Consider the following 13652-nt stretch of genomic DNA (forward strand, 5'->3'; position numbering starts at 1 on the left):
CGGCGCGGTCCAGCGGCTCAATGCTGGATGAGCTCGAGCGGGTCGTAGCCGAAGCCCCTGCCCCAGGCCACGTGCGGCAGGCTGTCGGGCTTGAAGCGCAGGCCCGCCATCTCGTCGCGGGTGACGAAGCGCCGCTCGGTCACCACGCCCTCGGGGTCCTGCCAGGCGGCGTCGATCTGCCCCGAGACGAGGCGGCAGCGGAAGAAGATCTCGACCTGGTGGAAGCCCGAGGCGGGGTCGTGGAACTCGTTGACGAGGCAGGGCGGGCCCACCTTCACCTCGAGCCCGGTCTCCTCGCGCAGCTCGCGGGCGAGGTTCTCGGGCAGCGAGGCGCCGGTCTCGACGCCGCCACCCGGCGCGCACCAGAGGTCGCTCCTGCCGCCGGGCCAGGCGTTGACCAGCAGCAGGCGGTCCTCGTGCAGCAGCACGGCGCGGGCGGCGAGGCGGGGCGACTTGGGCATGGGCTTCCCTTCGGGCGTGTCCTTTTGCCCCTTTCATAGGGCCGGGCGGGCGCGTATCTCAAGCGCCGACCCCGCCCTGCCGGACCCTTCCTGCTCAAAGGCCCGCTGCCCGTGCTCGACCTGACCTTCCTCAATGCCCCCGTCCTGCGCCCCGAGGGCTGGACCGACGCACCCCTCTCGATCGCCGGGGGGTGCATCGGCGGCGCCGGCAAAGCGGTGGATCTCTCGGGTTTCGAGATCCTGCCCGGCATCATCGATGCCCATGGCGACGGGTTCGAGCGGCACATGGCGCCGCGGCGCGGGGCGCTGCGCGAGCGTGCCTCGGGGGTCGAGGCCTGCGCCGCCGAGCTGGCCGCCTGCGGCATCACCACCGCCGCGCTGGCGCAGTTCTGGTCCTGGGAGGGCGGCATGCGCGGGCCCGAGTTCGCCGAGGAGGTGTTTGCCGCGGTCACCGAGGTCGCGCCGACGGTGCCCGTGGACCTGCGCCTGCAGCTGCGGCTCGAGACGCATTTCCTCGACGGCTTCGCCGGGGCCGAAGACGCCGTGGCACGCTGGGGCATCTCCTACGTGGTGTTCAACGACCACCTGCCGCACCAGCGCCTCGCCGAGGGGCGCAAGCCGCCGCGGCTGACCGGGCAGGCGCTGAAGAGCGGTCGCAGCCCCGAGGCGCATCTGGCGCTGATGACAGGGCTGCACGAACGCGGCGACGAGGTGCCGGCGGCGCTGGACGGGCTCTGCGCCCGGCTGGCGGCGCGCGGCGTGACCATGGGCAGCCATGACGACCGCACCGCCGAGGGACGCGCCGCGTGGCGCGCGCGCGGCGCGCTGGTGTCGGAATTCCCCGAGACGGTCGAGGCGGCGCAGGCCGCGCGCGACGCCGGGGAGTTCATCGTGCTCGGCGCGCCCAACGTGGTGCGCGGCGCGAGCCACGCGGGCAACGTCTCGGCGCTGGAGCTCGTGGGGATGGGGCTCTGCGACGCGCTCGCCTCGGACTACCACTACCCCGCCCCGGCGCGTGCCGCATGGCGCTGCGTGGAACTGGGGCTGCTGGACGAGGTCGCGGCGTGGAAGCTGGTATCGGAGGGGCCGGCGCGACTGCTGGGGCTGACTGACCGGGGCCGCATCGAGGACGGGCTGCGCGCCGATCTGGTGATCCGCGAGCAGGCGACCCGGCGCATCGTGGCGACCATCGCGGGGGGCCGCGTCGCCTACATGAGCGGCGACGTGGCCGGGCGCTTCATCACCTGAACCGCCCCGACTTGTTATCCGGAAGGATCAGGCGCCGCGGACGATGCGGTTGACGTGGCCCATCTTGCGGCCTGCCTTGGCCTCGGCCTTGCCGTAGAGGTGCAGCGCGGTGTCGGCCTCGCGCAGGATCTCGGGCACCCGGTCCATGTCGTCGCCGATCAGGTTCTCCATCTGCACGTCGGAATGGCGCGAGCCGTCGCCGAGCGGCAGGCCCGCCACGGCGCGGATGTGCTGCTCGAACTGGTCGACGCTGCAGCCGTTCTGCGTCCAGTGGCCGGAGTTGTGCACCCGCGGCGCGATCTCGTTGACCACCAGCCCGTCGGCGCAGACGAAGAGCTCGACCCCCATCACGCCGACGTAGTCAAGCGCGTTGAGGATGCGCCCCGCCAGCAGGATCGCGTCCTGACGGTGCGCCGGGGTCAGGCGCGCGGGCACGGTGGTGGTGCGCAGGATGCCATCGCGGTGCACGTTCTCGCCGGGATCGAAGCAGGCGACCTCGCCGTTCGTGCCGCGCGCCGCGATCACCGAGACCTCGTGGCTGAAGTCGACGAAGCCCTCGAGGATGGCGGGCGCCCCGCGCATCTCCTCGAAGGCCTCGGCGGCGTCCGCCTTCTTGAGGATGCGCGCCTGGCCCTTGCCGTCGTAGCCGAAGCGGCGGGTCTTGAGGATCGCCGGGGCGCCGATCAGTTCGAGTGCGTTGTGCAGGTCGGCCTCGGTGTCGACGGCGGCAAAGGGCGCGGTGCGCAGGCCGAGACCCGAGAGAAACTCCTTCTCGGTCATCCGGTCCTGGCTGACGCGCAGCGCCTCGCGGCCCGGACGGATCGGGCGCAGCGCCTGCAGCGTGTCGAGAGCCTCGGTCGGGATGTTCTCGAACTCGTAGGTCACCACGTCCACCGACTCGGCGAAGCGGGTCAGCGCCGCCTTGTCCTCGTAGGAGGCGGTGGTCACCGCGTGGGCGACGTGGCCGGCGGGCGGCTCGGCACCCGGCTCGAAGATATGCGTGCGATAACCGAGGCGGCTGGCGGCAACGGAAAGCATCCGCCCCAGCTGTCCGCCGCCGAGAATGCCGATGGTTGCACCTTGGGAAAGAGCGTCAGACATGGGGGCCTCCGTTGCTGGGGTCGGGTTTGGCCGCTTTTCCTGCGGATCGGCGCGGCTTGCAACACCCCATTGTGCCGTCGCGGCACGGATTCCGGCGCTGTGGCCGGGCGCCGCGCGCGTGGCGCCCGCCCGGGGCGCGTCTGGGCCCCGGGCGGTGCCGCGATGGATCAGTCCCGCACGGGCTCGTCGGGGATCGAGTCCGACAGCGCCTGCCGCCAGGCGTCGAGCCGCCCGGCCAGCGCCGGATCCCGCAGCGCGAGGATGCCCGCCGCCATCAGGCCCGCGTTGGCCGCGCCCGCCGCGCCGATCGCCATGGTCGCCACCGGGAAGCCGCGCGGCATCTGCAGGATCGAGTAGAGGCTGTCGACGCCCGAGAGCGCCTTGGTCTGCACCGGCACGCCGATCACCGGCACGCGGGTCTTCGAGGCCATCATGCCCGGCAGGTGCGCCGCGCCGCCGGCACCGGCGATGATCACCTGAAGGCCGCGCCCGGCGGCTTCCTTGCCATAGGTCCAGAGCCGGTCCGGCGTGCGGTGCGCCGAGACGATCTTGACCTCGTAGGCCACGCCCAGCTCGTCGAGCATCTGCGCCGCTTCCTGCATCGTGGGCCAGTCCGACTGGCTGCCCATGATGATGCCGACCTTCACCTGTTCCGTCATGTCCGGGCCTCTTTCGCCTGCGGGATCCGCCCTCTGGACCCGCCTCGTGGAGGCGGCACTATAGCCGCGTCGCCCCGGGTGTCCATGCCGGCCGTAGGTCTGCGCGCGGGCTGGGCAGGTCGCGGAAAACCGCGCCCTTGCCCGTGCTTGCCGCCTGCCCGCGTTTGGTGCCGCGCCGCTCCCGTGCCATGCTGCCGCCATCTGCGGAAGAAGGGAGAGCGCCATGAAGGTGGGAATCGTGGGGGCGGGCATGGTCGGCTCGGCGGCGGGCTACGCGCTGGCGCTGCGCGGCGGGGCGAGCGAGATCGTCCTCGTCGACCGGAACGAGGCGCTGGCGACGGCGCAGGCCGAGGACATCGGCCACGCGGTGCCCTTCGCCCATCCCTGCCAGGTGCGCTCGGGCGGCTACGAGCGGCTCGAGGGGGCCGAGATCGTCATCCTCGCCGCGGGCGTGGCGCAGAAGCCCGGAGAGAGCCGCCTGAGCCTGCTGTCGCGCAATGCCGGGGTCTTTGCCCAGGTGATCGAGGGCGTGCAGAAAGCCGCCCCCGGGGCGATGCTGCTCGTCGCCTCGAACCCGGTCGACGTGATGACCGAGGTGGCGCTGCGCGCCTCGGGCCTGCGGGCCGGGCAGGTGATCGGCTCGGGCACGATCCTCGACACCGCGCGCTTCCGCTGGCTGCTCGGCGAGCACCTCGGCATCGCGGCGCAGTCGGTCCACGCCTACGTGCTGGGCGAGCACGGGGATTCAGAGGTGCTGGGCTGGAGCTCGGCCCGCGCCGGGGCGCTCACCGTGGGCGAGTTCGCCGAGCAGGTGCAGGCCCCGATCACCGCGGAGGTCCGCGCCCGCATCGACGAGGCCGTGCGCCGCGCCGCCTATCGCATCATCGAGGGCAAGGGCGCCACCTGGTACGGCATCGGCGCGGGGCTCGCGCGCATCGTGCAGGCGGTGCGCGACGACCAGCGCGCGGTCTTCTCGGTCTCGGTGGTGACGCCGGAGGTCGAGGGGGTCGAGGACGTGGCGCTGAGCCTGCCCCGGGTGGTCGGCGGCTCGGGCGTCATGGCGACGCTCACGCCGGAGCTCGATCCGGCCGAGGCGGCGGCGCTGCGCGCCTCGGCGGAGATGCTGAAGGAAACCGCGCTGGGGATCCGCTGAGACCGGAGGCCGATGTCCGGCCCCCGTCCCGCCTGCCCCGGCGCTATGTCAGCCCGCGCTCAGGCGCGACCGTAGGCTTCGGCGATGGCGATCTGCAGCGCCTCTTCCGCCGTCTTGCCGGCCCAGGAGATGAGCTGGAAGCAGGGGTAGTAGCGCTCGGAGGCCGCGACGGCGGCACCGATCATCGTGTCGATCTGCTCGGCGCTGGCGATCTGCCCACCGGCGAGCACGAGCCCGTAGCGATAGACCATCAGCTTGGACTCGGCCCAGTAGCAGAAGGCGCCCGCCCAGCACTGGTCGTTGACCGCGTTGAGACCGGCGTAGAGCTCGGGCAGCGAGTCCGTCGGCGGCTCCATCTCGAAGCTGCAGATCATCCGCAGGGTCTCGTCGTAGGGCGACCAGGCAAGGGTGATCGAATAGGTGCGCCACTGCCCCACGACCGCCATCGCGATCTGGTCTTCGCCGACGCGGTCGAAATCCCAGTCGTTGTACTCGGCGAGGGTCTCGACGATGTCGATGGGATGCAGCTCTTCGCTCAGGAATTCTTCGGACAATGCCATGCGCCACCTCTTATGGTTGTAGCTTCGGGGCTTGGCAGCGCCCCAGTGCTAGGTGCCTGCTCGAGAGATGTAGGGGGTACGCCCTCATCTCTTACCATATATCGTGCCTGTGGCCCGCACTCCCTGTAAAGCGAAATGTTCGTGACGCACGCAATAAGTTGTGGAGTGATCTGTTATTTAATCAACATGCGGATTCGCCCTCTGTGGGCAACTGCGGGGAGTCCCGAGGGGGGTGAGTCGAAGGTTCCGAGTCTTTTCAGCAGCCTGAGTCGCTTTGCCCCCATGTGGATGAAATCGGAGAAACGCGGGGGCTTCGTGGGACAAGATCCAAGGGCTTTGCAGAGGCGATTGAACGCGCGGATCCACCCAGATCGTGCTTAGGGCGACCAAGATTCACAGCAACTCTCGCTATAGGGGAGTCGAGCAGCCGAACCGCCCGTCAGGACATCGGCACAGGGCCGTCGCAGGCGGCCAGAACCGGCCGCGCGGCATCGGCGGGGACGACGGTGAAATGCTGCTCGAGCAACCGCTCTCCGCCCGCCTCGAGCGCCATGGTCCAGTCCCCCAGAACCATCTCGTAGGGGAATTCGAAGGTGAAGAGGCTGAGGCTCGGCGCGCCCGGCTCGGCGCCGGTGGTCCAGCTCTCGACCTCGACCCCGCGCGGGCCCATCGGCGGGTGCGTGACGATCACCCGCAGCAGCATGGGCTGCGCCGGCTCGGCGAGGGTGAAGCGGATGCCGAAGCTTATCCCCAGCGCCGCGGGCACGACCTCGGTCGCCACGTCGACGCGGCGGCCGGGCTCGATCAGGTTGATCACCCCCTGCTCGGTCTCGGGCGCGGGGCGCTCGCCTTCCGGGGTCACCTGGCAGATCACGCCGCGCTCGATCAGCATGAGCGGCGGCTCGGCAAAAGAAAGGCCGGACCCCGCCAAGGCGGGTCCGGCCAGCATCATGAGGATCGCTGCGAGGCGCATCAGCCGATCGCGGCGGCTTTCACGTCTTCGTCGATGTAGGGCACGTATTGCGCGAAGTTCTCGGCGAACATGTTCACCAGCTTCGCCGCCTGCGCGTCGAAGGCCGCCTTGTCCGACCAGGTGCGGCGCGGATCGAGCAGCAGCTCGGGCACGCCCTCGACCGAGACCGGCACCTCGAAGCCGAAGTTCGGATCCTTGCGGAACTCGACCTTGGCCAGCGAGCCGTTCAGCGCCGAGTGCAGCAGCGAGCGGGTCGCCTTGATCGGCATGCGGTGGCCGGTGCCGTAGGCGCCGCCGGTCCAGCCGGTGTTCACCAGCCAGCAGGTCGCGCCGTGCTTGGCGATCTTGTCGCGCAGCAGGTTGCCATAGACTTCCGGGCGCAGCGGCATGAAGGGCGCGCCGAAGCAGGTCGAGAAGGTCGGCTGCGGCTCGGTCACGCCACGCTCGGTGCCCGCCACCTTCGAGGTGAAGCCCGACAGGAAGTGGTACATGGCCTGCGCCGGGGTCAGCCGCGCGATCGGCGGCAGGACACCGAAGGCGTCGCAGGTCAGCATGATGATGTTCTTCGGATGCCCGCCGAGCGCGGTGGCCGAGGCGTTCGAGATGTACTCGAGCGGGTAGGCGCAGCGCATGTTCGCGGTCAGGCTGTCATCTTCGAAATCGAGCTCGAAGGTCTCGGGATCGAAGACCATGTTCTCGATCACGGTGCCGAACTTCGAGGTGGTCGCGTAGATCTCGGGCTCCGCCTCGGCCGACAGGTTGATCGTCTTGGCGTAGCAGCCGCCCTCGAAGTTGAAGGTGCCGCGGTCCGACCAGCCGTGCTCGTCGTCGCCGATCAGCACGCGCTCGGGATCGGCCGAGAGCGTGGTCTTGCCGGTGCCCGACAGGCCGAAGAAGACGGCGGTGTCGACCGGGTTGCCGGGCGCGTGGTTGGCCGAGCAGTGCATCGCCATGATGCCCTTGAGCGGCAGCATGTAGTTCAGCAGCGTGAAGACCGACTTCTTGTTCTCGCCGGCATATTCGGTGCCGCCGATGAGGATGGTCTTCTTGTCGAAGTTCAGCGCGATGACCGTGTCGGTGCGGCAGTCGTGCTTCTTCGGGTCCGCCTTGAAGCTCGGGCAGTTGATGATGGTGAAGTCGGCGAGGAACTCGTCGAGCTGCTCGCGCTCGGGGCGGCGCAGCATGTGGCGGATGAACAGGCCGTGCCACGCGAGCTCGGTCACCATGCGCACCTTGATCGAATGCGCCGGGTCCGCGCCGCCGATGAGGTCCTGCACGTAGTAGTCCTTGCCCTTCATGTGCTCGAGCATGTCGGCATGCAGCACGTCGAAGCCCTCGGGAGACATGGCGCGGTTGTTTTCCCACCAGATCTTGTCCTCGACCGAGGGGGTCTTGACCACGTGCTTGTCCTGCGGCGAGCGGCCGGTGAACTTGCCGGTGGTCACGTAGAAGGCGCCGCCCTTGCCCAGCGTGCCCTCGCCGCGTTTCAGCGCGGCCTCGATCAGCGCAGGCTCCATAAGATTGTAATAGACATTGCCCAGCCCTTCGATCCCCTGATCTTCAAGCCGGAATTGCGGGTTCACCCGTCCAAATGTCATCTGCCAAGCTCCTGTAGCCGCACTGATGGGCGGCGGTAGTCATTGGGGCGGCATAGTGCCTGCCGTCCGCCGGCGGCGCCCGCCACCGGTATCAGTGCCTTTAACATGCTGGGTTCGGCCAAGAACAGGAGTGATCCGGCCAGTTAGCGCAACCAAAACAGCTTTAGCGTTAGCAGCCGTTTAGGCTAGCGTTACCATCGGTCACGGCTTTTGCAACTTTAGCTGGCATGGTGAGGCATTTTAGCCATTCCTTACCCTATTCGCGCTGCAATTAAGTCGCAGCTCTGGACTGATTCGCAGTATGGGATTGTTGAACAATCCGAAACTCCGCATAGTGCGCGGAAAAAGAAGGCATAACAGAGCAGTACAAGGATGAAGTGCTATGTCTAAAATCGCCCTGGTGGACGATGACAGGAACATCCTGACATCCGTGTCCATGACACTCGAGGCGGAAGGGTTCGAGGTTGAAACTTACAATGACGGGCAGTCTGCGCTGGATGCATTCAGCAAGAAGATGCCCGACATGGCCGTTTTCGACATCAAGATGCCGCGCATGGACGGGATGGATCTGCTGCAACGGGTGCGCCAGAAATCCCGCATGCCGGTGATCTTCCTCACCTCCAAGGACGACGAGATCGACGAGGTGCTCGGCCTGCGCATGGGCGCGGACGACTACGTCAAGAAGCCCTTCAGCCAGCGCCTTCTGGTCGAGCGCATCCGCGCGCTGCTGCGCCGCCAGGAAGCTCAGGCCGGCGAAGTGGTCGGGGATACCGAAGACACCAAGCTGATGACCCGCGGCTCGCTCACCATGGACCCGCTGCGCCACGCGGTGACCTGGAAGGGCAAGGACGTCTCGCTCACCGTCACCGAATTCCTGCTGCTGCAGGCGCTGGCCCAGCGTCCCGGCTTCGTGAAGTCGCGCGACCAGCTGATGGACGTCGCCTACGACGATCAGGTCTACGTCGACGACCGGACGATCGACAGCCACATCAAGCGCCTGCGCAAGAAGATGCGGACCGTGGACGAGGATTTCTCCGCCATCGAAACTCTCTATGGCATCGGGTATCGTTACAACGAAGAGTAAGCGATGGCCCTGGCCGAAAGGATCTCGATGCGCGGCGACGAGTCGGGCGACAGGCAGGATGCCGATGTTGTTCTGGGCGACGACTGGGTCGCCCCGGACAGCACCGTCGAAAAGGAACTGCGTGACAGCCGCGCGCGGCGCTCGCTCTTTTCCCTGAACCGATCCCCGCTGACGCGCAAGATCATCACGTTCAACCTGATCGCGTTGAACGTGCTGGCCGCGGGCATTCTCTGGCTCAACTCCTCGCGCGACACGCTGGCCCAGCAGCGCGCCGATGCGACGCTCGCCCAGGCCGAGCTGATCGCCAACATGTTCGAGATGCAGCTGCCCGAGGGGGCGACCGTCAGCCTCGGCTCCTCCGACGGGATCGATGTCGCGGCCACGCTCGACGCGCTCGACCTGCACCGCGGCACCGACGTGCTGATCTTCGACAGCGGCAACTTCCTCGTCGGCGAGGCGGGCGGCCCGCCGCCGCTTCCGGCCGGCCCCACCGGGCGCGAGACGATGATCTCGCATTTCCTCGACCAGCTCTGGCACGGGATCTCGGGGGTCTTCTCCTATTTCCAGCAGACCGAGACGCTGGGGCTCGAGGACCGGCTGCGCCGGCAGATCGAGGCGGGCGACCCCGCCTCCGCCCGCGTCAAGGCTGGGCTGGGACCGGAGGGCGAGTCGCTCTTCACCGCCTTCACGCCGATCCACCAGGGCGGCACCGTCATCGGCAGCGTCGCCCTCGTCGCCGCCGCGCCCGAGATCGACAAGGCGGTCAGCGCCGAGCGCGAGCGCGTGCTGCAGATGTTCGTCATCGCGACGCTGGTCTCGATCGGGCTCAGCCTCGTGCTGGCCTCGACCATCGCCAACCCCATCTCCGACCTTGCCGACGCCGCCGAGATCGGCCGCGACCGCAACAAGTCGCAGGGCAATTCCCGCCGCATCCGCATCCCCGACCTGACCGCCCGCCCCGACGAGATCGGCCGCCTCTCGGGCGCGCTGCGCGGCATGGTCGCGGCGCTCTACGACCGGATCGACGCCAACGAGCAGTTCGCCGCGGACGTGGCGCACGAGATCAAGAACCCGCTCGCCAGCCTGCGCTCGGCGATCGGCAGCCTGCGCATCGTCAAGAAGGAAGAGCACCGCGACAAGCTGCTCAACGTGATCGAGCACGACGTGCGCCGGCTCGACCGGCTGGTCTCGGACATCTCCAACGCCTCGCGACTCGATTCCGAGCTGGTCAAGGAAGAGGAGCAGGAGTTCAACCTGCTCGGGATGCTCGGCAACCTCGGCCAGTTCCTCGGCGAGGACGCGCGCAAGAAGGGCATCGAGTTCATCACCGACCTGCCCGAGAAGCCGATCCAGATCAACGGGCTGGAGCCGCGGCTGGCGCAGGTCTTCGTCAACCTCATCACCAACGCCATCTCCTTCTGCGAGGACGGCGACGCGATCCGCGTCTGGGCCCGCCGCCGCGACAACCGCGTGCTGGTGGTGGTCGAGGACACCGGCCCCGGCATCCCCGAAGAGGCGCTGCAGAAGATCTTCAAGCGCTTCTACTCGCAGCGCCCGGAAAGCGATTTCGGCAACAATTCCGGCCTCGGCCTCGCCATCTCCAAGCAGATCGTCGAGGCGCATGGCGGGGTAATCTGGGCCGAGAACATCCGCCCGACCGAGGCCGACATCACCTCCGAACCGCTCGGCGCGCGCTTCGTCGTCGGCCTGCCCATCTGACCCCATGACCAGCCCCGCCCCGCTGATCCTGCACGCCACCGCGGTGGCGGTGAACGGCCGCGCGCTGCTGATCCGCGGCGCCTCGGGGGCGGGAAAATCCGGGCTCGCACTCGAGATGATGGCGCGCGGCGCGCAGCTCATCGCGGATGACCGGGTGGTGCTGACGCTCGAGGACGGGCGCCTCTGGGCCAGCCCCCCTGCCCCGATCGCCGGGCTGATCGAGGCGCGCGGGCTGGGGCTATTGCCCGTCGACCACCTGCCCCGCGCCGAGGTGGTCGCGGTGCTCGACCTCGACACCCCCGAAACCGAGCGCCTGCCGCCTGACCGGGAAATCATGCTGCAGTCGCGAATTCTCCCCTTGCTTCACAATGCCGCGCATCCCTATTTTCCCGCAGCGCTCGTTCAATATCTGAAAGGCGCAACAAGGGATCCGCAGAATGGATGACTCGCCGAAAGGACCCCAGCACGTCGTGCTGGTCACCGGCCCCTCGGGTGCCGGGCGCTCCACCGCGATCAACGCGCTGGAGGATTTCGGCTTCGAGGCGATCGACAACATTCCGCTGGGGCTGATCCCCCGGCTGATCGAGGGCCCGGCGCTGGAGCGCCCGCTGGCGCTCGGCGTCGACATCCGCAACCGCGACTTCACCGTCGACGGGCTGCTCTCGCTTCAGTCCGTGCTGGCCGGGCAGCCCCAGTTCACCGCCCAGCTGCTCTATCTCGACGCCGCGCCAACCGTGCTTGCGCGGCGATATTCCGAGACCCGCCGCCGCCATCCGCTCGCCCCCGACAGCGCCTATACCGAGGGCATCACCCGCGAGCTGGCGCTGCTCGAGCAGGCCCGTGCCGCCGCCGACATCCTGATCGACACCTCCGAGCTCAGCCCGCACGAGCTGCGCGCCCAGCTCGCCACCTGGTTCGCCGGGGAGCAGACGCAGCAGCTGGCCGTCTCGGTCGAGAGCTTTTCCTACAAGCGCGGCCTGCCGCAGGGGCTCGACACGGTGTTCGACTGCCGCTTCCTCGACAACCCGCACTGGGTCCCCGAACTGCGCGGCCTGACCGGGCTCGACGCGCCGGTGCAGGCCCACGTGAAGGCCGATCCGCGCTTCGAGCCCTTCCTGCAGAAGGTCGTCGACCTCGCGCTCTTCCTGCTGCCGGCCTGCACCGAGGAGGGCAAGGCGCACCTCTCGCTGGGATTTGGCTGCACCGGCGGACAACATCGTTCCGTCACCGTGACGGAATCCGTCGCGGGCGCCCTTGCGGACCGGGGCTGGCAGGTGTCAACTAGGCACCGGGAACTCGAACGCCGCGGCCATGCCGCCAAGGGCGTGGCAACTGGACTGGACGAGAGGTCGCAGGCGTGATCGGCATCGTGATCGTGGCGCATGGTGGGCTGGCCAAGGAATACCTTGCAGCCGTGGAGCATGTGGTCGGGGCGCAGCCCGGAATCATGGCGATCTCGATCGAGGCCGACCACGACCGGGGCAAGAAGCAGTCCGAGATCTGCGCGGCGGCGGACAGCGTCGACACCGGCGACGGCGTGGTGCTGGTCACCGACCTCTTCGGCGGCTCGCCGTCGAATCTCAGCCTGCTCGCCTGCCAGCCCGAGAACCGGCGCATCCTCTACGGGATGAACCTGCCGATGCTGATCAAGCTCGCCAAGACCCGCCAGCTTCCGGTTCCCGACGCCGTGCGCGGCGCGCTCGAGGCCGGGCGGAAGTATATTGACAGCCAGAACGTCAGACCCGATCCCGTCTGAGGCCGCGTTACGGCCCGAACAATCAAGAGACCCGACATGAGTGATACCTGCGTTCGCCGCGTTCTGAACATCGTCAACGAGAAGGGGCTGCATGCCCGCGCATCGGCCAAGCTGGTCGAGGTGGTCGAGGGATTCGACGCCCACGCGGAAGTGTCCAAGGACGGGATGAGCGCCGGCGGCGACAGCATCATGGGGCTTTTGATGTTGGCAGCCTCCAAGGGAAGCTCTATTGAGGTCAAGACCTCCGGCCCCGATGCGGCCGCGCTTGCCGACGCGCTGGAAGCGCTGGTCGCCAACCGCTTCGGCGAGGACAACTGACAGCACCAGAGACGCCTGGGTGGGTGCATGACGAAGCAGGGTGGCCAGATGCGTGACAGCTATGACGCCTCGACCGGACGGGAAGCGCCGCTGCCGCCGCCCCCTGCGCCCTATGACAAGCGCAAGCTGAGCTACGCCAACACCTTCACCAACCCGTGGAAGGCCAACACGATCCGCGCGCTGGAGTGGATGACCGGGAAGATCCCGCTGATCCGCCTCGTGCGCCGTTTCGAGCGCGCCGGCGTGCCCGACGGGCAGGACTTCTGGGCGCAGGCGCTGCGCATGATGCGCATCGAGCTGCAGACCCCCTCCGAGCAGATCGCCCGCATTCCCGCCAAGGGTCCGGTGATCGTCGTCGCCAACCACCCGCACGGGCTGGTCGACGGGATGATCCTCGCCGAGCTGATCGGCCGGGTGCGCACCGACTACCGCATCCTCACCCGCTCGCTGCTGACCGGGGTGCAGGAGATCGCCGAGTTCATGATCCCCGTCCCCTTCCCGCACGAGGCGACCGCGCGCGAGCAGAGCCTCGAGATGCGCGCCACCGCCATGGACCACCTGCGGCGCGGCGGGGTCATCGCGCTCTTCCCCTCGGGGGTGGTGGCCTCGTCGGGCTCGATGTTCGGCGCGGCGGTCGAGGCGGTGTGGAACCCCTTCACCGCCAAGATGATCCAGCGCTCGGGCGCGACCGTAGTGCCGGTCTACTTCCCCGGCCAGAACAGCCGCGCCTACCAGATCGCCAACCGGCTCTCGCCGACGCTGCGCCAGGGCCTGCTGATCCACGAGGTGATCCACGCCTGCGGCCGGCCGCAGACGCCGGTGGTCGGCGCGCCGATCAGCCCCGAGGAGGTGCGCGGCTGGAGCGGCACCCAGCGCGAGTTCGTCGCCTGGCTGCGCGAGCGGACGCTGGCGCTGAAGGGCTGAGGTTCTGCAAAGGACGTGAGGGGGCGCTGCCCCCTCTTGGCCTGCGGCCAATTCACCCCCGGCGTATTTTCAAAGCGAAGAAGGGGCGGCGGCCCCCG

General features: G+C 68.6%; 15 protein-coding genes. 9 read left to right on the top strand and 6 right to left on the bottom strand.

Annotated elements, in window-relative coordinates; genetic code table 11:
• Nucleotides 1-17: 17 nt before the first annotated feature.
• Entirely contained in the window at nt 18-461 is a 444-nt protein-coding gene (locus PVT71_RS04310) for an NUDIX domain-containing protein (protein WP_353473267.1), read from the bottom strand.
• A 111-nt stretch (nt 462-572) separates the two neighbouring features.
• Here PVT71_RS04310 and PVT71_RS04315 point away from each other — a divergent pair, with 111 nt between their 5' ends.
• A complete protein-coding gene (locus PVT71_RS04315) occupies nt 573-1709 on the top strand; it encodes an alpha-D-ribose 1-methylphosphonate 5-triphosphate diphosphatase (RefSeq protein WP_353473269.1) in 1137 nt (378 codons plus the stop codon).
• 27 nt (nt 1710-1736) lie between these two features.
• On the opposite strand, the gene PVT71_RS04320 is transcribed toward PVT71_RS04315, so the two are convergent.
• Nucleotides 1737-2810 carry a 5-(carboxyamino)imidazole ribonucleotide synthase gene (locus PVT71_RS04320; protein WP_353473270.1) on the bottom strand — a complete coding sequence of 358 codons (1074 nt, stop codon included), beginning with the start codon at nt 2808-2810 and terminating at the stop codon, nt 1737-1739.
• A 167-nt stretch (nt 2811-2977) separates the two neighbouring features.
• A complete protein-coding gene (gene purE / locus PVT71_RS04325; protein ID WP_353473271.1) occupies nt 2978-3469 on the bottom strand; it encodes a 5-(carboxyamino)imidazole ribonucleotide mutase in 492 nt (163 codons plus the stop codon).
• Between the two features lie 223 nt (nt 3470-3692).
• Here purE and PVT71_RS04330 point away from each other — a divergent pair, with 223 nt between their 5' ends.
• Nucleotides 3693-4622 (top strand): L-lactate dehydrogenase, encoded by a 930-nt coding sequence (locus PVT71_RS04330; protein WP_353473272.1) that lies wholly within the window; start codon nt 3693-3695, stop codon nt 4620-4622.
• A 59-nt stretch (nt 4623-4681) separates the two neighbouring features.
• Here PVT71_RS04330 and PVT71_RS04335 read toward each other — a convergent pair whose 3' ends face one another.
• From PVT71_RS04335 to PVT71_RS04345, 3 genes are all read right to left on the bottom strand, one after another.
• Nucleotides 4682-5182 (bottom strand): YbjN domain-containing protein, encoded by a 501-nt coding sequence (locus tag PVT71_RS04335; protein ID WP_353473273.1) that lies wholly within the window; start codon nt 5180-5182, stop codon nt 4682-4684.
• Between the two features lie 439 nt (nt 5183-5621).
• Nucleotides 5622-6155 (bottom strand): DUF3859 domain-containing protein, encoded by a 534-nt coding sequence (locus tag PVT71_RS04340; RefSeq protein WP_353473274.1) that lies wholly within the window; start codon nt 6153-6155, stop codon nt 5622-5624.
• Nucleotides 6155-7753 (bottom strand): phosphoenolpyruvate carboxykinase, encoded by a 1599-nt coding sequence (locus PVT71_RS04345; RefSeq protein ID WP_353473275.1) that lies wholly within the window; start codon nt 7751-7753, stop codon nt 6155-6157. Before PVT71_RS04345 ends, PVT71_RS04340 begins: the two co-directional genes overlap by 1 nt.
• 382 nt (nt 7754-8135) lie before the next feature.
• On the opposite strand from PVT71_RS04345, the gene PVT71_RS04350 reads away from it, so the two are divergent.
• The 7 genes from PVT71_RS04350 to PVT71_RS04380 are packed head-to-tail and all read left to right on the top strand — an operon-like array spanning nt 8136 to nt 13554.
• The gene (locus PVT71_RS04350; RefSeq protein WP_353473276.1) at nt 8136-8837 is read left to right on the top strand and encodes a response regulator transcription factor; all 702 of its coding nucleotides are present in this window, start codon (nt 8136-8138) and stop codon (nt 8835-8837) included.
• A gap of 3 nt (nt 8838-8840) precedes the next feature.
• Nucleotides 8841-10556 (top strand): sensor histidine kinase, encoded by a 1716-nt coding sequence (locus PVT71_RS04355; RefSeq protein ID WP_353473277.1) that lies wholly within the window; start codon nt 8841-8843, stop codon nt 10554-10556.
• A gap of 4 nt (nt 10557-10560) precedes the next feature.
• The gene (locus PVT71_RS04360; RefSeq protein WP_353473278.1) at nt 10561-11001 is read left to right on the top strand and encodes an HPr kinase/phosphatase C-terminal domain-containing protein; all 441 of its coding nucleotides are present in this window, start codon (nt 10561-10563) and stop codon (nt 10999-11001) included.
• Nucleotides 10994-11917, top strand: a complete 924-nt coding sequence (gene rapZ / locus PVT71_RS04365; RefSeq protein ID WP_353473279.1) for an RNase adapter RapZ — start codon at nt 10994-10996, stop codon at nt 11915-11917. Before PVT71_RS04360 ends, rapZ begins: the two co-directional genes overlap by 8 nt.
• Nucleotides 11914-12312 carry a PTS fructose transporter subunit IIA gene (locus PVT71_RS04370; protein ID WP_353473280.1) on the top strand — a complete coding sequence of 133 codons (399 nt, stop codon included), beginning with the start codon at nt 11914-11916 and terminating at the stop codon, nt 12310-12312. Before rapZ ends, PVT71_RS04370 begins: the two co-directional genes overlap by 4 nt.
• A 36-nt stretch (nt 12313-12348) precedes the next feature.
• Nucleotides 12349-12630 carry an HPr family phosphocarrier protein gene (locus PVT71_RS04375; RefSeq protein WP_353473282.1) on the top strand — a complete coding sequence of 94 codons (282 nt, stop codon included), beginning with the start codon at nt 12349-12351 and terminating at the stop codon, nt 12628-12630.
• A 48-nt stretch (nt 12631-12678) separates the two neighbouring features.
• On the top strand, nt 12679-13554 hold the full coding sequence (locus PVT71_RS04380; protein ID WP_353473831.1) for a lysophospholipid acyltransferase family protein: 876 nt from the start codon (nt 12679-12681) through the stop codon (nt 13552-13554).
• Nucleotides 13555-13652 lie beyond the last annotated feature (98 nt).

Origin of the sequence: Salipiger sp. H15 (assembly GCF_040409955.1) — a bacterium.
Taxonomy (GTDB): domain Bacteria; phylum Pseudomonadota; class Alphaproteobacteria; order Rhodobacterales; family Rhodobacteraceae; genus Salipiger.

Coding starts and splice junctions, on each gene's coding strand:
- PVT71_RS04345 (WP_353473275.1), bottom strand. CDS start 7,753: ATGACATTTGGACGGGTGAACCCGCAATTCCGGCTTGAAGATCAGGGG.
- PVT71_RS04310 (WP_353473267.1), bottom strand. CDS start 461: ATGCCCAAGTCGCCCCGCCTCGCCGCCCGCGCCGTGCTGCTGCACGAG.
- PVT71_RS04330 (WP_353473272.1), top strand. CDS start 3,693: ATGAAGGTGGGAATCGTGGGGGCGGGCATGGTCGGCTCGGCGGCGGGC.
- PVT71_RS04350 (WP_353473276.1), top strand. CDS start 8,136: ATGTCTAAAATCGCCCTGGTGGACGATGACAGGAACATCCTGACATCC.
- PVT71_RS04335 (WP_353473273.1), bottom strand. CDS start 5,182: ATGGCATTGTCCGAAGAATTCCTGAGCGAAGAGCTGCATCCCATCGAC.
- PVT71_RS04340 (WP_353473274.1), bottom strand. CDS start 6,155: ATGCGCCTCGCAGCGATCCTCATGATGCTGGCCGGACCCGCCTTGGCG.
- PVT71_RS04355 (WP_353473277.1), top strand. CDS start 8,841: ATGGCCCTGGCCGAAAGGATCTCGATGCGCGGCGACGAGTCGGGCGAC.
- PVT71_RS04360 (WP_353473278.1), top strand. CDS start 10,561: ATGACCAGCCCCGCCCCGCTGATCCTGCACGCCACCGCGGTGGCGGTG.
- PVT71_RS04320 (WP_353473270.1), bottom strand. CDS start 2,810: ATGTCTGACGCTCTTTCCCAAGGTGCAACCATCGGCATTCTCGGCGGC.
- PVT71_RS04380 (WP_353473831.1), top strand. CDS start 12,679: ATGCGTGACAGCTATGACGCCTCGACCGGACGGGAAGCGCCGCTGCCG.
- PVT71_RS04375 (WP_353473282.1), top strand. CDS start 12,349: ATGAGTGATACCTGCGTTCGCCGCGTTCTGAACATCGTCAACGAGAAG.
- rapZ (WP_353473279.1), top strand. CDS start 10,994: ATGGATGACTCGCCGAAAGGACCCCAGCACGTCGTGCTGGTCACCGGC.
- purE (WP_353473271.1), bottom strand. CDS start 3,469: ATGACGGAACAGGTGAAGGTCGGCATCATCATGGGCAGCCAGTCGGAC.